Origin of the sequence: Paracoccus hibiscisoli (assembly GCF_005048265.1) — a bacterium.
Lineage (GTDB): Bacteria > Pseudomonadota > Alphaproteobacteria > Rhodobacterales > Rhodobacteraceae > Paracoccus > Paracoccus hibiscisoli.
This window is the reverse complement of record NZ_SUNH01000007.1, coordinates 93,576-109,246: the sequence shown is the minus strand read 5'-3', so window position 1 is coordinate 109,246 and position 15,671 is coordinate 93,576. Positions and strand designations below refer to the sequence as shown.

General features: G+C 68.3%; 14 protein-coding genes and 1 tRNA gene. 9 read left to right on the top strand and 6 right to left on the bottom strand.

Annotation, left to right across the window (positions count from 1 at the left end):
• Positions 1-32 precede the first annotated feature (32 nt).
• Positions 33-1,250 (top strand): NAD(P)/FAD-dependent oxidoreductase, encoded by a 1,218-nt coding sequence (locus tag FA740_RS05680; protein WP_136855811.1) that lies wholly within the window; start codon positions 33-35, stop codon positions 1,248-1,250.
• A 54-nt stretch (positions 1,251-1,304) separates the two neighbouring features.
• The gene (uvrB, locus tag FA740_RS05675; RefSeq protein WP_136855810.1) at positions 1,305-3,491 is read left to right on the top strand and encodes an excinuclease ABC subunit UvrB; all 2,187 of its coding nucleotides are present in this window, start codon (positions 1,305-1,307) and stop codon (positions 3,489-3,491) included.
• Here the strand turns inward: uvrB and FA740_RS05670 are convergent.
• Positions 3,488-3,778, bottom strand: coding sequence for an I78 family peptidase inhibitor (locus FA740_RS05670; protein ID WP_169306227.1), 291 nt, complete (start codon positions 3,776-3,778; stop codon positions 3,488-3,490). The two genes, uvrB and FA740_RS05670, sit on opposite strands and share 4 nt — an antisense overlap.
• A gap of 147 nt (positions 3,779-3,925) precedes the next feature.
• Here FA740_RS05670 and FA740_RS05665 point away from each other — a divergent pair, with 147 nt between their 5' ends.
• The 5 genes from FA740_RS05665 (at position 3,926) to FA740_RS05645 (ending at position 7,380) form a co-directional block, all read left to right on the top strand.
• Positions 3,926-4,237 carry an ETC complex I subunit gene (locus FA740_RS05665; protein WP_136855808.1) on the top strand — a complete coding sequence of 104 codons (312 nt, stop codon included), beginning with the start codon at positions 3,926-3,928 and terminating at the stop codon, positions 4,235-4,237.
• A 90-nt stretch (positions 4,238-4,327) separates the two neighbouring features.
• On the top strand, positions 4,328-5,248 hold the full coding sequence (locus FA740_RS05660) for an MYG1 family protein (RefSeq protein ID WP_136855807.1): 921 nt from the start codon (positions 4,328-4,330) through the stop codon (positions 5,246-5,248).
• Positions 5,249-5,341: 93 nt separating this feature from the next.
• Complete coding sequence (locus FA740_RS05655) at positions 5,342-6,688, top strand: voltage-gated chloride channel family protein (protein WP_136855806.1); 1,347 nt, start codon at positions 5,342-5,344, stop codon at positions 6,686-6,688.
• Positions 6,688-7,251 (top strand): histidine phosphatase family protein, encoded by a 564-nt coding sequence (locus FA740_RS05650; RefSeq protein ID WP_136855805.1) that lies wholly within the window; start codon positions 6,688-6,690, stop codon positions 7,249-7,251. The genes FA740_RS05655 and FA740_RS05650 overlap by 1 nt, the downstream gene beginning before the upstream one ends.
• Positions 7,252-7,305: 54 nt before the next feature.
• Positions 7,306-7,380 (top strand) — tRNA-Val (locus FA740_RS05645).
• A gap of 19 nt (positions 7,381-7,399) precedes the next feature.
• Here the strand turns inward: FA740_RS05645 and FA740_RS20325 are convergent.
• Positions 7,400-7,528, bottom strand: a complete 129-nt coding sequence (locus FA740_RS20325) for a hypothetical protein (RefSeq protein ID WP_277023548.1) — start codon at positions 7,526-7,528, stop codon at positions 7,400-7,402.
• A 264-nt stretch (positions 7,529-7,792) separates the two neighbouring features.
• On the opposite strand from FA740_RS20325, the gene FA740_RS05640 reads away from it, so the two are divergent.
• Positions 7,793-8,959, top strand: a complete 1,167-nt coding sequence (locus FA740_RS05640) for an efflux RND transporter periplasmic adaptor subunit (protein ID WP_136855804.1) — start codon at positions 7,793-7,795, stop codon at positions 8,957-8,959.
• Complete coding sequence (locus tag FA740_RS05635; RefSeq protein WP_136855803.1) at positions 8,956-12,069, top strand: efflux RND transporter permease subunit; 3,114 nt, start codon at positions 8,956-8,958, stop codon at positions 12,067-12,069. The genes FA740_RS05640 and FA740_RS05635 overlap by 4 nt, the downstream gene beginning before the upstream one ends.
• 57 nt (positions 12,070-12,126) lie before the next feature.
• Here FA740_RS05635 and FA740_RS05630 read toward each other — a convergent pair whose 3' ends face one another.
• The 4 genes from FA740_RS05630 to FA740_RS05615 are packed head-to-tail and all read right to left on the bottom strand — an operon-like array spanning position 12,127 to position 15,671.
• Positions 12,127-13,110 carry an ABC transporter substrate-binding protein gene (locus FA740_RS05630; RefSeq protein WP_136855802.1) on the bottom strand — a complete coding sequence of 328 codons (984 nt, stop codon included), beginning with the start codon at positions 13,108-13,110 and terminating at the stop codon, positions 12,127-12,129.
• A gap of 50 nt (positions 13,111-13,160) precedes the next feature.
• Positions 13,161-13,994, bottom strand: coding sequence for an ABC transporter permease (locus tag FA740_RS05625; protein WP_136855801.1), 834 nt, complete (start codon positions 13,992-13,994; stop codon positions 13,161-13,163).
• The gene (locus tag FA740_RS05620) at positions 13,991-14,905 is read right to left on the bottom strand and encodes an ABC transporter permease (protein ID WP_136855800.1); all 915 of its coding nucleotides are present in this window, start codon (positions 14,903-14,905) and stop codon (positions 13,991-13,993) included. The genes FA740_RS05625 and FA740_RS05620 overlap by 4 nt, the downstream gene beginning before the upstream one ends.
• Positions 14,898-15,671 carry an ABC transporter ATP-binding protein gene (locus tag FA740_RS05615; protein WP_136855799.1) on the bottom strand — a complete coding sequence of 258 codons (774 nt, stop codon included), beginning with the start codon at positions 15,669-15,671 and terminating at the stop codon, positions 14,898-14,900. Before FA740_RS05615 ends, FA740_RS05620 begins: the two co-directional genes overlap by 8 nt.

Sequence of the window (15,671 nt, the reverse complement as noted above, 5' to 3'; positions counted from 1 at the left end):
TCCCTGACCCATCATCAGCGATGGGGGCGGCAATGGCCGAGGTTCTGGTTCTGGGTGCGGGCATGGTCGGGGTCTCGACCGGATTGGCGCTGCAGGCGCGCGGGCATGACGTTACCATCATCGAGCGCGGTGTGCCGGGACGCGAGACCAGCTATGGCAATGCCGGCCTGATCCAGACCGAGGCGGTCGAGCCTTACGCAATGCCCCTGTCGCCCGGCGCGCTGTTCCAGATTGCGCTTGGGCGCGGCTATGACGTGAAATGGACGCCTGCGGGACTGATCTCGCAGCTGGGCGCGGTCGCGACCTATGCGTGGAATTCGCGGCCCGCCGCGCATAAGCGGGCGTCGGTGACCTGGGGCAAGCTGATCCGACAGTCGACCGACCGGCACGGACCCCTGATCGCCGCCGCGGGCGCGGATAACATCATCCGCCGCAACGGCTATATCGAGATCCACCGCACCCCCGCCCGCATGGACAAGGCCCGCCAGACTGCGGAACGCTTCGCGACCGAATTTGGCGTGCAGGCCCGCCTGATGACCGGGGCCGAGCTGCGCGCGATGGAGCCGTCGATCCGCATCGAGGTCGAGGGCGCGACCCATTGGTCCGACAGCTGGAACTGCGCCGATCCGGGCGGCCTGGTGGCCAGCTATGCCGCGCTGTTTCAGAAGAATGGCGGGCGTATCGTCAATGGCGATGCGGGCGATCTGCACCGCCACGGCGCGGGCTGGCGCGCGGACGAGGCGGTGGGCGAACACGCGGTGATCGCGCTTGGGCCGTGGTCGCCGATGCTGACGCAGCGCTTCGGGCTCAAGGTGCCGATGGTGTTCAAGCGCGGCTATCACAAACATTACCACATGGAGCTGCCGCCCCATCACCCGATCGCCGATTTCGGCAATTCGGTCGTGATGTCGCCCATGCGGCGGGGCCTGCGCATCGCCACCGCGGCCGAGCTGACCCCCCATCCGCGCCTGTCGCCCCCGCAGCTGCGCCACGGCGAAAAGGCCGCGCGCGAGCTGTTCGACATCGGCGCCCCGGTCGAGGCCGAGCCCTGGACCGGGCGTCGCCCCTGCATGCCCGACATGCTGCCCGTGGTGGGCCGCGTGCCGGACCAGCCGAACCTGTGGGCGCATTTCGGGCACGGCCACCAGGGGTTCACCCTGGGGCCGGTCACGGCGGAAATCCTGGCCGATGAGATGTCGGGCGGCGAGGGCTGGGCGGAACTTCAACCCTCGCGCCTGAAACGCGGTTGAAACCGGACGGCTTGCGACACATCTTGGGGGCAAGCCGAACGGATCAGGAACCCCATGGGTCACAACAACACCAACGCGCCCGTCGCGCGTCCCATCGAAGTGACCCGCCCCAAGCTTGAGGGCGGGAAGCGTTTTGTCCTGCACAGCGAATTCGCCCCCGCGGGCGATCAGCCCACCGCGATCAAGGAGCTGGTCGCGGGCGTCGCCGCGGGCGAGCGTGACCAGGTGCTGCTGGGCGCGACAGGCACCGGCAAGACCTTCACCATGGCCAAGATCATCGAGGAGACGCAGCGCCCCGCGATCATCCTGGCCCCCAACAAGACGCTGGCCGCCCAGCTTTACGGCGAATTCAAGGGCTTCTTCCCCGAGAACGCGGTCGAGTACTTTGTCAGCTACTACGATTACTATCAGCCCGAGGCCTATGTGGCCCGCAGCGATACCTATATCGAGAAAGAATCGCAGATCAACGAGGCCATCGACCGGATGCGCCACAGCGCCACCCGGGCGCTGCTGGAGCGCGACGACGTCATCATCGTGGCATCGGTCAGCTGCATCTATGGCATCGGCTCGGTCGAGACCTATTCGGCGATGACCCAGGATATGGTCGTGGGCGACAGCTATGACCAGCGCGAATTCCTGGGCCAGCTGGTGGCGCAGCAGTACAAGCGCCTGGACACCAGCTTTCAGCGCGGCGCCTTCCGCGTGCGCGGCGATCTGGTCGAGGTCTGGCCCGCCCACCTTGAGGACCGCGCCTGGCGGTTCGACTTCTTCGGCAACGAGCTGGAGGCGATCACCGAATTCGATCCGCTGACCGGGGTCAAGACCGACAGCTTCAAGCAGATCCGCATCTATGCCAGCAGCCACTATGTGACGCCGCGCCCGACGCTGCAGCAGGCCATCAAGGGCATCAAGCAGGAACTGGCCATGCGCCTGAAGCAGCTGACCGAAGAGGGCAAGCTGCTGGAGGCGCAACGTCTGGAACAGCGCACGGCCTTTGACATCGAGATGCTGGAGGCCACCGGCGTCTGCAACGGCATCGAGAACTACAGCCGCTATCTGACCGGGCGCGCGCCGGGTGAACCGCCCCCCACGCTGTTTGAATTTATCCCTGACAATGCCATCGTGTTCGCGGACGAATCGCACGTCAGTGTGCCGCAGATCGGGGGCATGTACCGGGGCGACTTCCGGCGCAAGTTCACGCTGGCGGAACACGGCTTCCGCCTGCCGTCCTGCATGGACAACCGCCCCCTGAAGTTCGAGGAATGGGATGCGATGCGGCCCCAGTCCGTATTCGTGTCGGCCACGCCCGCGCAGTGGGAGATGGACCAGACCGGCGGCGTCTTTACCGAGCAGATCATCCGCCCCACCGGCCTGCTGGACCCCAGGATCGAGATCAGGCCCGTCGAGATGCAGGTGGACGACCTGCTGGACGAGGTGCGCCGCGTCACCGCCGCCGGATACCGCACGCTGGTGACGACGCTGACTAAGCGCATGGCCGAGGATCTGACCGAATATCTGCACGAACAGGGCATCAAGATCCGCTACATGCACAGCGACATCGACACGATCGAGCGGATCGAGATCCTGCGCGACCTGCGCCTTGGCGCCTTCGACGTGCTGGTGGGCATCAACCTGCTGCGCGAGGGGTTGGACATTCCCGAATGCGGGCTGGTCGCCATCCTGGACGCCGACAAGGAAGGCTTTCTGCGGTCCGAGACCTCGCTGATCCAGACCATCGGTCGTGCCGCCCGGAACGAGGACGGTCGCGTCATCATGTATGCCGACCGCATCACCGGCAGCATGGAACGCGCCATGGCGGAAACGGAACGTCGCCGTGAAAAGCAGATCGCCTATAACGAGCTGCACGGCATCACCCCCCAGACCGTCCGCAAGAACGTCGAGGATGTTCTGGCAGGTTTGTGGGCAGGGGATACCGATCAGTCGCGCATCACGACCCGCGTGGACAAGCCGATGGTGGGCGCGAACCTGGCCGCCCATCTGGACGCGATGCGCACCCAGATGCGCAAGGCCGCCGAGAACCTGGAGTTCGAGGAGGCAGCCCGCCTGCGCGACGAGGTCAAGCGGCTGGAGGCGGTGGACCTGGCGATCTCGGACGATCCGATGGCGCGCCAGTCGGTGATCGAGGAGGCCGCCGAGGCCGCCGTCAAGTCATCGGGCCGCTCGACCGCCGGGCGCGCGGGGCAGCGCGGAGGCAACAAGCGGTCCAAGCGCGGGCGTTAACCGCAGGCGATGCCGGTGATCCAGCCCTTGGCATCCAGGAACATGGTCAGGCGCGCGGGGTTGAAATCGCGCGTCATCACGCGCTCGGGGCCGACCTCGCGCTTGCGCAGGTTGGGGGGCAGCAGAACCTCTCCGATGTTGCGGCCGACCAGGGCTTGGTGGCGTTCGGGGCTGCATTGCGCGCCATCGACCGTATAGGGGCTTGCGCCGCAGGCCCCCAGGGCGAGGGTCAGCAGCGACGCGCCGATCAGCGTGACGCGCAGGGTAGGGCGGGGGGTGGCTGTCATGGAGGCGCCTCTCTCGTGGCAAAGGGGTGGTGCTGGCAACGGAACCTGCCAAGCGCGTTGCGGTTCCGGCAGGGGCGATGCTGGCGGGGCTTGATCCGCCCGCCAGATTTGGCGATACAGCCTGCAGGCCATTCCGAAGGATATCCCATGATCGTCCGCATTTACCAGCCCGCCCGCACCGCGATGCAATCCGGCACCGCCAAGACCAAGGGCTGGGTGCTGGAATTCCCGCCCTCGGACGCGCGCGAGGTCGATCCGCTGATGGGCTGGACCAGCAGCCGCGACACCCAGAGCCAGGTCCGCCTGCGCTTTGACACCCGCAAGCAGGCCGAGGATTACGCGCGCGAGCATGGCCTGGAGTTCATCGTCCAGGAGCCGCACCGCCGCGCCCAGAACGTCCGCCCCCGCGGCTATGGCGAAAACTTTGCCACCGACCGCCGGGCGCCCTGGACCCACTGACCCCGCCCCACGCCTGACGCCGCCGTGGCGATGGGCTGCGACCCTGTCCCGGCCGCCTTCGGGCGGCCCTCTGCATGTCGGAAGGCGCGCATGACCATCACCCATCTTGTCACCCATTCCGGGGGCTTTCACGCCGACGAACTGCTGTCCTCGGTCATCCTGACGCGGCTGTTTCCCGATGCCCGCATCATCCGTACGCGCGACGCCGACTGGATCACGCCCGCGCCGGACCGGGTGATCTATGATGTGGGGCGCGACCACGACCCCGCGCGGCTGATCTTTGATCACCACCAGAAGAACCCGCCGCTGCGCGCGGATGGGCAGCCCTACAGCAGCTTCGGTCTGATCTGGCAGCAGTTCGGGCAGGACTATCTGCGGGCGCTGGCCGTCCCGGAGGATCACGTCGCGTCGATCCATGCGGGCTTCGACGCCGATTTCGTCCTGCCCATCGATCTGGTGGACAACGGCGCGCTGTCGCCCGAGGGGCCGCTGGCCGACCTGTCCCTGCCGCTGCTGTTGGAGAGCCTCAAGCCGGTGTTCGACGACCGCGACCCGGAGGCCGAGGATCGCGCCTTTGACCGCGCGCTGACCATCGCCCGCGCCTTTGTCGAGGCGGCCCTTGCGCGCAAGGCGGCCAAGCGGCGCGCCGAGGGGGTCGTCCTGCAGGCCATCGCCGCCGCCGGGACGGGCGCGGTGCTGGAGCTGCCGATGGGGATGCCGTTCCGGGGTGCCATTGACAAGGCGGGCGCCGATCACCTGCTGTTCGTGGTCAGCCCGCGCGACACCGACTGGTGCGTGACCGGCATCCGCCGCGACGCAGAGGGCTTTGCCCTGCGCGCAGATCTGCCCGCAGCTTGGGCCGGGCTGACCGATGCCGCGCTGGAGGCTGCGTCGGGCGTGTCGGGCGCGCGGTTCTGCCACAATGCGCGCTTTATCGCGGTGGCCGCTGACCGCGACGCGGCCCTGCGCCTGGCGCATCTGGCCGTGGCCGAGGCGCAACCGGCCCCTTGACCCGGGCGGCCGCGGGGGGTTGCACCCGTCCGTGGCTGGGCTAGGACTGACGACACCGCGCGCCGCGGTCACGGCTCCGCAGGAGGTCGATCCATGCCCAATCACGCGATGCTGCGCCGCCAATGGCGCAAGGCCCGGCGGACGGCCTTCTGGCTGGCGCTGCTGCTGCCCCTGGCCATGGCCATCGGCTCGGCGGTCGCCCTGTTCCTGTGGGCGCTGGAGCGCGCGACGCAGGCGCGGTTCGACCTGCCTTGGCTGATCTGGCTGATGCCGGTGGCGGGCTTTGCGATGGTCTGGGCCTATCAGCGCTTTGGCGGCACCTCTGGGGCCGGCAACAACCTGATCGTCGATGAGATCCACCAGCCCGGCGGCGGCGTGCCCCTGCGCATGGCGCCGTTCATCCTGGTCTCGACCGTGCTGACCCATCTGGTCGGCGGATCGGCGGGGCGCGAGGGGACGGCCGTGCAGATCGGCGGCGCGCTGGCCGGGGGGCTGGGGCGGCGGCTGGCGCTGGACCCGGCCTCGCTGCGCATCCTGCTGATCTGCGGGATCGCGGCGGGGTTCGGCGCGGTCTTCGGCACGCCGCTGGCAGGCGCGATCTTTGCGCTGGAGGTGCTGATGATCGGCCGCATCCAGTATGACGCCCTGCTGCCCGCGCTGGTCGCGGCGCTGGTGGGCGACTGGACGGTGCTGGCCTGGGGCGTGGGCCATGTGCATTACCAGATCAGTTTCATCCCCACCGATGTGGCGGGCTGGTTCGGCGTGGACCTGCTGCTGCTGGCCAAGGTGGCGGTGGCGGGGCTGGTCTTTGGCCTCTGCGCGCGGGCCTTTGCCGAGGCGTCGCACGGGCTGACGGCGCTGTGGACGCGCTTTGTGCCCTATGCGCCGCTGCGCCCGGTCATCGCGGGTGTGCTGATCCTGGCGCTGGTCCATGCGCTGGATACGCGGGCCTATCTGGGCCTGGGCGTCTGGAGCGCGATCCCCGGCGATCCGACTCTGTCAGGCTTCCTGCAGCCGGGTCAGGCCGATTACACCAGCTGGTTCTGGAAATTCTTGTTCACGGTCATCACCCTGTCCGCGGGCTTCAAAGGCGGAGAGGTGACGCCGCTGTTCTTCATCGGCGCGGGGCTTGGCGTGGCGCTCGGGTCGCTGATGGGGGTGCCGACGGACCTAATGGCGGCGATCGGCTTTGTCGCGGTCTTTGCGGGGGCCACGAACACCCCCCTGGCCTGCGTCGTCATGGGGATCGAGCTGTTCGGCGCCACCCACGCGGTGCCCCTGGCCATCGGCTGTTTCACGGCCTATGCGGCCTCGGGCCACGGCTCGATCTATGGCGCGCAGCGGGTGGCGGTGCCAAAGACGGGCGGCGCGGGGCCGGGCGATCCGCAGCTGCCGCTGCAACGCTGGCGGCAGGCGCGTCGCGACGACGGGCGGGGGTGATGCGCCGCCACCCCGACCTCTATCTGATGCGCCACGGAGAGACCGCCTGGAACATTGAGGGTCGCCTGCAGGGTCGCGGCGATTCGCCCCTGACGGCGCGGGGCCGGCAGCAGGCGGCATGGCTGGGCGATCTGACGCGCGGCGTCGCGGGCGCGCGCCTGTCCAGCCCGCTTGGCCGGGCCGATCAGACCGCGCGGCTCGCGTTCGGCGCAGCCGTCCCCCACGATCCCCGCCTGGCCGAGATCTGCGTCGGCCACTGGTCCGGCGCGTTGGAGCATGACCTGCGCCGCGCCCATCCCGACCTGTTCGCGGGGGGTCCGCTGGACTGGTACGACCGCTGCCCCGGAGGTGAGGGACTGGCCGCGCTGCGGTCGCGGTGCCGGGCGTTCTTGGACGACCTGACCGGCCCCACGCTGGTGGTCACGCATGGGATCACGTTGCGCATGCTGCGGCTGCTGGTCCTGGACCTGCCCGATCTGGCCTGCGGGACGGTGCGGCAGGGCGGCGTCCATGTCCTGCGCGGTGGGGCTGAGACGGTGCTGCGCCATCCGCAGGACATCTGACCGCGCATCAGGGCTTGCAAACCCGGCGCGGCGGGGGTTTAGTCCCGCCGGGTTGGCCCGTTAGCTCAGTGGTAGAGCGTCCCGTTTACACCGGGCCGGTCGGGAGTTCGAATCTCTCACGGGCCACCATCGACCCGCACTGCGCCGATTACTTCTTGCGCGCCGCGACCGCGTTCGACACGACATCCTTGGTGCTGGGCGCCGATGCGTTTGTCTTGGGCTTTTCCTTCTTCGGCTTCTTCTCGTCGCGCTTGCGCTTGTCCATGCCCTTGGCCATGTCTCAACTCCTGATGGACCGCCGGAAAGAGAGCGGATGCCCCAGCATAGCGCGTTTCGGGGCGGGCGACAGACAAATCCCCGGCATGCCCCGTCCCTGCGCAGACGCCCGGCCGCGCGTGCCCGGCGCGCACCATGACGCAGGTGTTAGGGGGCGGGGCTGTTGACCTGCGGGCCGCAAGAAACCATCTAAGGCACAGGTTCAGGGCGCGCATGCAGCCCGACGGTCGCTGCATGGCCGGTTTTTATTGTGAATGGGACGGTCATGGCGCGGTATCTGTCTTCCTCGACGCTGGTTTTTCTGGCGATCCTGGGGTTTCTGGCCTTCTGGATCGGCGGCGGGATGCTGAACCGCCAACCCCCCGAACAGGCAGCCCCACTTGAGGCCGCAATCCCCCATGTCGCGGCCAGCCTGTCGGTCGCCGAAGAGATCGTGCCGCGCACAGTGCTGTTCGGCAATGTGGTGCCCGACCAGACCTCGATCCTGCGCGCGCGCACCGCGGGCATCGTCGAGGAGGTCGTCCGCCAGGGCGAGACCGTCACCCAGGGCGACCAGCTGGCGCGTCTGTCCGCCGATGACCGTGAGGCGGGCGTGGCCCGCGCCCAGGCCGCCGTCGGATCGGCCGAGCGCGACTATGACGCAGCCCGCCAGCTGCGCGAACGCGGCGTGACCTCCGAGGCCGAGCTGCAGTCGCGCTTTGCCCAGCTGGAATCCGCGCGGGCCGAGCTGCGCGCCGCCGAGCTGGAGCTGCAGAACACCCGCCTGACCGCGCCCATCACCGGCACCGTCAGCAATGTCATCGCCGAGCTGGGCAGCTTCGTCGATGCCGGCGGCGAGGTCCTGGAGATCGTCCGGAACGACCCCCTGGTCGCCCAGATCGAGGTCCGCCAGTCCGAGATCACGGCGATCCGCCAGGGCCAAGAGGCCGATGTCGTGTTCCAGGGCGGTCACGAGGCCGTGGGCCGCGTGCGCTTCATCTCTCCGGTGGCCACGGCGCAGACCCGCACATTCCGGGTCGAGCTGGAGGTGCCGAACCACGATGCCGCGATCCCCGCGGGCCTCAGCGCGCAGATCTCGCTGGCGCTGGAGGGGGTGCGGGCGCATCGCCTGTCGCCCGCGCTGATCCGGCTGGACGATGCCGGGCGCATCGGCGTCTTCGTGGTGGACGGTGACGACGAGACGCTGCGCTTTGCCCCCGTCGAGATCGCCCAGGCCCGCGCCGAGGCGATCTGGGTCACCGGCCTGCCGGACCGCGCGCGCATCGTCACCATCTCTCAGGGTGCGCTCAGCGACGGGCAGAAGGCCCGCATCAGCGACACCCCCGAGGCCTATCGCGACGTGGTGGGGGCGGGCTCTGCGGAACCCGCGCCGCCCGGTTCGGCTGCCGATCTGATCGGTGCGGCCAATGCCGCGCCGGTGGCCGCGCCATGAATGCGCTGATCGCGGCGGGGTTTTCGCGCGCCCGCACGGTCCTGCTGATCATGGTCGCGCTGATCGGGTCGGGGTTCATGGCCTATGTGACCATCCCCAAGGAATCGATGCCCGAGGTCGATATCCCGATCTTTATCGTAAACGTCACCTATAGCGGCGTCAGCGCCGAGGATGCCGCCACCCTGCTGGCCGAGCCGATCGAGCGTCAGGTGAACGCGCTGGACGGTCTGCGCCGGATGGAGACCGTGGCCAGCGAGGGTTTCGCCTCGGTCACGCTGGAGTTCCGGCCCGGTTTTGACCAGGACAGCGCGCTGCAATCGGTCAAGGACGCGGTGGACGACGCCGCCCCCGACATCCCGCCCGAGGCCGACGGCCCCTTCGTGCGCGAAATCGACATGTCGACCTTTCCGATCCTGACGGTGGCCCTGTCCGGCCCGGTCCCCGAGCGCGAGCTGATCCGCCTTGGCCGCCAGCTCAGCGACCGCATCGAGACGGTCAGCGGCGTGCTGCAGGCCGACCTGACCGGCGAGCGTGAGGACCAGCTGGAGATCCTGATCGACCCCCTGGCGCTGGAGACCTATGGCATCTCTCCGGACCAGCTGTCGCAGGCGATCCGCGCCAACAACCAGCTGATCGCGGCGGGGTCCTTCGACACCGGGGCGGGGCGGCTTGGCGTGTCGATCCCCGGCACAGTGGTGCGCCTGGATGAGGTCATGTCGATCCCGGTGCTGGTCGACGGGGCGACGGTGCTGCGCGTGCAGGACGTGGCCGAGGTGCGCCAGACCTTCAAGGACCCGATCAGCTTTGCCCGCATCGACGGCCAGCCGGCCCTGGCCTTGGACGTGCGCAAATCGGCGGGCGCCAACATCATCGACACGGTCGAGGCCGTCCGCGCGGTCGTGGACGAGACCCGCGCCGACTGGCCCGAACAGGTCAATGTCGTCTTCATGAACGACCAGTCCGAAGAGATGCGGACCCTGCTGTCCGACCTGCAGAACAACGTGATCGCCGCGGTCGTGCTGGTCATGCTGGTGACGGTGCTGTTTCTGGGGGTCCGCGCGTCCCTTCTGGTGGCGGTGGCCATTCCGGGGTCGTTCCTGGGCGGCATCCTGATCATCTGGGCGCTTGGGTTCACGCTAAACGTGATCGTGCTGTTCGCGCTGATCCTGGTGGTGGGGATGCTGGTCGACGGCGCCATCGTGGTGGTCGAGCTGGGCGAACGGCTGATCGCGCAGGGCCATTCGAAACGCGACGCGTTCCGCATGGCCGCACAGCGCATGGCCTGGCCCATCACCTCGTCGACCGCGACGACGCTGGCGGTGTTCTTTCCGCTGCTGTTCTGGCCGGGGCTGGCGGGGCAGTTCATGTTCTATCTGCCCGCGACGATGATCGCGACGCTGCTGATGTCGCTGCTGATGGCGCTGATCTTTGTGCCGGTCTGCGGCAGCGTGCTGGGCGGCGCGCCCGACATGCCGGCTGAACCCGACCATCGCGACCGATCCGGTGTCATGGCGCGCGTGTCGGGCTGGACCGTGGCACGGCCGGGCGCGACGCTTGGGCTGTCGATCCTGGCGGTGCTGGTGGTCTTCTATGCCTATTCGCTGCTGGGTCGTGGGGTCGAGTTCTTTCCCGAAACCGACGCCGAACGTGCGCAGGTCCAGATCACCGCGAACGGCAATCTGTCGGTGCAGGAAAGCGACCGTCTGGTCGGCCTGATCGAACAGCGCATTCTGGGCTTTGAGGGGATCGAGCGGGTCTATTCCCGCACCATCGGCAGCGTCGAAGAGCGGGTCCGGTCCAGCCTGTCCAGCGACGTGATCGGCCAGATCCAGGTCGAGTTCACCGATTGGCGCGGCCGCGCCCCTTCGGGCGAGGTCATCGACCAGATGCGCGCCGCCACGTCCGAGGTTCCGGGCCTGGGCATCCAGATCGAGGCCGCGGCCTCGGGCCCCGGCGCCACGCGCCCCGTTCAGATCGAGATCTCGGCCACCAACCGCCCCGCGCTGCAGCAGGCCGCCGCCGAGGTCGAGCGGCTGATGCAGGCGCAGGGCAGCTTCGTCGACATCGCCAACGACACGCCGCGCCCCAACCCCGAGATCCGGCTGATCGTCGATCGCGAGGAATCGGCCCGTTACGGCATCGACATGAACACCATCGGCACGGCGGTGCAGCTGCTGACGACGGGCGTGAACCTGGGCACCTATCTGCCCGATTTCGCCGATGACGAGGTGGACATCGCCCTGCGCTATCCGCCCAGCCAGCGCAACCTGGAGAACCTGTCGGCGCTGCGCGTGGCGGGGCCTTCGGGCGCGCAGGTGCCGATCTCGAACGTGGTGCAGATCGTGCCTGCGCCGGCGCCCGCGGCCATCACCCGCATCGCCTCGCGCGAGACGCAGACGCTGACCGCGGACCTGGCGCCGGGGGCGACGCTGCAGGCCGAGCTGGCCCGCATCCAGGCGGCCATCGACCAGGCCGAGATGCCCGAGGGCGTCGAGGTCACCTTCGGCGGAGAGATCGAGGACCAGGAGGAGGCGATGACCTTCCTGGTGGGCGCCTTTGTCGCCGCGATCCTGCTGATGTTCACGATCCTGCTGACGCAGATGAACAGCTTTTTCCAGGCGGGGCTGGTGCTGACGGCGATCATCTTCTCGATCTCGGGCGTGTTCTTGGGGCTGATGATCCGGCAGGAGGCGTTCTCGATCGTGATGAGCGGAATCGGCATCTTGGCCTTGGCGGGCGTGGTGGTGAACAACAACATCGTGCTGATCGACGCCTATAACGAACATCGCGACGCCGGCCTGTCGGCGGACGAGGCCGCTCTGCGCGCCGCATCGGAGCGCACGCGCCCCGTGCTGCTGACCGCGGGGACCACGGTGATCGGCCTGATCCCGATGGTGCTGGGCATGACCATCGACTTTACCGGGCGCGACCTTTTCTTTGGGGCGCCGTCGGGACAGTTCTGGATCCAGCTGTCGACCGGCATCGCGGGCGGTCTGGTCGTGGCGACGGCGGTGACGCTGTTCCTGACGCCGACGCTGCTGGCCTGGGACGGTCGCCGCAGGCTGCGCCGCGAGGAGCGCCGCATGGCCAAGGCCCAGCCCGCAGAATAGCGCATGAGAAAAGGGCCGCCCCCGGGGGCGGCCCTTGGTTGCCGGCGACGGTCTTAATCAGTCGAAGGCGCGGTCGGTGATCGTCGACACCCACGCCCCTTCGGGCGCGGCCTGGATCACCGGGTCCGAGCCCCCCGCCAGCAGGATGTCCACGGTCCGCTGGTAATCGGCCTCGGCCAGGGTGCCGTCTGATCCCTCCAGCAGCTTGGCGATCTCGGTCATCATGCGGGTCTGATGCTCCAGGGTCTGGGCGCCGGTCTCATCGTTGTCCAGAACGATCTGGGCGGCCTCCTCGGGGTTCTCGGCGGCATATTGCCAGCCGCGCATGCTGGCACGGACAAAGCCGACCAGATCGGTGACCTTCTCGCTGTCCTCCAGCGTGCCCTCCAGCACATAAAGGCCATCCTCCAGCGTCGCCACGCCCTGATCCTCATACTTGAAGGTGATCAGGTCGTCCTCGGAAATGCCCGCATCGATCACCTGCCAGTATTCGTTATAGGTCATGGTGCTGATGCAGGCGGCCTGCTTTTGCAGCAGCGGATCGACGTTGAAGCCCTGCTTGAGCACCGTGACCCCATCGGCCCCGCCCTCGGTCGACAGGCCAAGCGTGTTCATCCAGGACAGGAACGGGTATTCGTTCCCCGAGAACCAGACACCCAGGGTCTTGCCCGCGAAATCGGTGGCCGGATCGGTGATGCCGCTTTCCTGCAGGCAGGTCAGCATCATCCCCGACGCCTTGAAGGGCTGGGCGATATTCACCAGCGGCAGGCCCTTTTCGCGCGCAGCCAGGGCGGCGGGCATCCATTCGACGATCACATCCGCGCCGCCGCCCGCCAGCACCTGGGTGGGCGCGATGTCGGGACCGCCGGGCAGGATTGTCAGGTTGACGCCCTCCTCCTCATAGAATCCCTTTTCCAGCGCGACGTAATAGCCCGCGAACTGGGCCTGCGTGACCCATTTCAGCTGCAGCGTCAGATCGCCCGCCTGCGCGGCCCCGGCCATCAGCGCAAGGGCCGCGGCCCCGGTCATCAGTCGTGTCATTTCCCGTCTCTCCTGTTGGTGGGGCCCACCGAATGTGGATGCGGCCCCGGTTAGTTGCGCTGCGACGGGTGCCAGAACGTCACCTTCTTTTCGATCAAAGCGACAAGTCCATAGAACAGCGTTCCCGCCAGTGCCGCCACGACAATCTCGGCCCAGACCAGCGGCAGGTCCAGACGCCCCACGGCGGTCGAGATGCGGAACCCCATGCCGCGCGTCGGGCTGCCGAAAAATTCGGCAACGATCGCGCCGATCAGGGCCAGCGTGGTGGTGATCTTCAACCCGTTGAACAGAAAGGGCATCGCGGCGGGCAGGCGCAGCTTCCACAAGCTGGCCCCATAGGGCGCAGCCCAGCTGGCCATCAGGTCGCGCTGCATCGCGTCGGTGGCCTTCAGCCCCGCCACCATGTTCACCAGGATCGGAAAGAACACCATGACCACGACCACGGCGGCCTTGGATTGCCAGTCGAAGCCGAACCACATCACCAGGATCGGCGCGATGCCGACGATGGGCAGGGCGGCGACGAAGTTCCCGATGGGCAGCAGCCCGCGCTGCAGGAACGGGCTGCGGTCGATGGCGATGGCGGTCAGCACCGCGGCCGCAGCCCCGATCAGCCAGCCGGTCAGCGCGCCCTTCAGGATCGTCTGGACGAAATCGGTCCAGAGGATGCCGGTATTGGCTTTGACGCTGGCCGCGATCTGGCTGGGCGCGGGCAGGATGACGGTGGGGATGGCGTATGCCCGCACGATCATCTCCCAGAGGGCGATGATCGTCGCGCCGAAGATCACCGCGACCAGCGTCCGCGTCAGTTGCGTGTCGAAGCGCGACAGCCAGATGTTCAGCGCCCAACCGCCCAGCCAGACGCCGATGATGGGAAGCGCGCTCATCGGGCCAGCCCCATGCGGGTCAGGGTGCGGCGTTCGATGACGCTGACGATGGCGACCAGCGTGGCGGCCAGGATGGCGGCCACGAACAGCGCCGACCAGATCTGCACCGTCTGCCCGTAATAGCTGCCCGAGAGCAGCCGCGCCCCAAGGCCCGCCGTGGCGCCCGAGGGCAGTTCGGCGACGATGGTGCCGACCAGAGCGGCGGCGATCGCGACCTTGAGGCTGGCGAACAGGTAGGGCAGGGACGAGGGCAGCCGCAGCCGCCAGAACTGCTGGCTGCCGCTGGCGCTCCAGGATCGCATCAGGTCCGTCTGCATCGCATCGGGCGTGCGCAGGCCCTTGACCATGCCGACCAGCACCGGAAAGAACGACAGCCAGGCCGCGATGATCGCCTTGGGCAGCAGGCCCGTGATGCCCGCGCTGGACATGACGACGATCACCATCGGCGCGATGGCCAGGATGGGCACGGTCTGGCTGGCGACGGCCCAAGGCATGACCGACTGGTCCATGCTGCGGCTGTGCACGATGCCCACGGCCAGCAGGACGCCCGCCCCGGTGCCGATGGCAAAGCCCGCCAGCGTCGCGGACAGCGTGACCCAGGCATGCCAGACCAGGCTGCGGCGCGAGGTGACGGGCTGTCCGGCCACCCCCTCCCACAGGCCTGCGGCGACCTGATGGGGCGCGGGCAGGACGGGGCGGTCTTGGGTCAGCGTGCGGGTGATCAGGTCGGGCAGGGTCAGCTCGACGCCTGCGCGGACGGCCTGGTCGCGTTCCCACGTGGCGTTCATGCGCATCGCGGCCAGATACCAGACCGCGACGATGACCAGCAGCACCGTCAGGATCGGCAGCAGGTTGCCCGTGGACAGCCGCCAGCGCCGAGCTGTGGGCGCGTTGAGCACCGCGTCAGTCATAGCTGTGCCCCTCACGCAGGCCCTCGCGGACCTCATGAGCCAGGGCGATGAATTCAGGCGTGTCGCGGATGTCCAGCGGGCGATCCGGGGGCAGGGTGCTGTCGATCACCCGCGTGATGCGGCCCGGACGCGGCGACATCACGACGATCTTGGTCGACAGATAGACCGCCTCGGGGATCGAATGGGTGACAAAGCCGATGGTCTTGCCGGTCTTGCGCCACAACGCCAGCAGCGCCTCGTTCAGGCGGTCGCGCACGATCTCGTCCAGCGCGCCGAAGGGCTCGTCCATCAGCAGGATATCGGCGTCAAAGGCCAGCGCCCGGGCGATGCTGGCGCGCTGCTGCATGCCGCCCGACAGCTGCCAGGGGAACTTGCCGCCAAAGCCCGACAGCTCGACCAGGTCCATGACACGGGCAATGCGCTCGGCACGATCGGCCTTGGAAAACCCCATGATCTCAAGCGGCAGCGAGATGTTCCCTGAAATCGTCCGCCACGGATACAGCCCCGGCGCCTGAAAGACATAGCCATAGGCCCGCGCCCGCCGCGCCGCGTCCGGCTCCATCCCGTTGACGCGCAACGTGCCGCCGGTGGGCGTCTCCAGCGCCGCGATCGAGCGCAGAAAGGTCGTCTTGCCGCAGCCCGACGGCCCGATAAAGCTGACGAATTCGCCGGGCGCGACGGTCAGATCGACGTCCTTGAGCGCATGGACCGGCCCGTCGGCGGTCTGAAAGGTCAGGCTGACGCCCCGTGCCTCGATGGTCTGCAC

Coding starts and splice junctions, on each gene's coding strand:
- FA740_RS05680 (WP_136855811.1), top strand. CDS start 33: ATGGCCGAGGTTCTGGTTCTGGGTGCGGGCATGGTCGGGGTCTCGACC.
- uvrB (WP_136855810.1), top strand. CDS start 1,305: ATGGGTCACAACAACACCAACGCGCCCGTCGCGCGTCCCATCGAAGTG.
- FA740_RS05670 (WP_169306227.1), bottom strand. CDS start 3,778: ATGACAGCCACCCCCCGCCCTACCCTGCGCGTCACGCTGATCGGCGCG.
- FA740_RS05665 (WP_136855808.1), top strand. CDS start 3,926: ATGATCGTCCGCATTTACCAGCCCGCCCGCACCGCGATGCAATCCGGC.
- FA740_RS05660 (WP_136855807.1), top strand. CDS start 4,328: ATGACCATCACCCATCTTGTCACCCATTCCGGGGGCTTTCACGCCGAC.
- FA740_RS05655 (WP_136855806.1), top strand. CDS start 5,342: ATGCCCAATCACGCGATGCTGCGCCGCCAATGGCGCAAGGCCCGGCGG.
- FA740_RS05650 (WP_136855805.1), top strand. CDS start 6,688: ATGCGCCGCCACCCCGACCTCTATCTGATGCGCCACGGAGAGACCGCC.
- FA740_RS20325 (WP_277023548.1), bottom strand. CDS start 7,528: ATGGCCAAGGGCATGGACAAGCGCAAGCGCGACGAGAAGAAGCCGAAG.
- FA740_RS05640 (WP_136855804.1), top strand. CDS start 7,793: ATGGCGCGGTATCTGTCTTCCTCGACGCTGGTTTTTCTGGCGATCCTG.
- FA740_RS05635 (WP_136855803.1), top strand. CDS start 8,956: ATGAATGCGCTGATCGCGGCGGGGTTTTCGCGCGCCCGCACGGTCCTG.
- FA740_RS05630 (WP_136855802.1), bottom strand. CDS start 13,110: ATGACACGACTGATGACCGGGGCCGCGGCCCTTGCGCTGATGGCCGGG.
- FA740_RS05625 (WP_136855801.1), bottom strand. CDS start 13,994: ATGAGCGCGCTTCCCATCATCGGCGTCTGGCTGGGCGGTTGGGCGCTG.
- FA740_RS05620 (WP_136855800.1), bottom strand. CDS start 14,905: ATGACTGACGCGGTGCTCAACGCGCCCACAGCTCGGCGCTGGCGGCTG.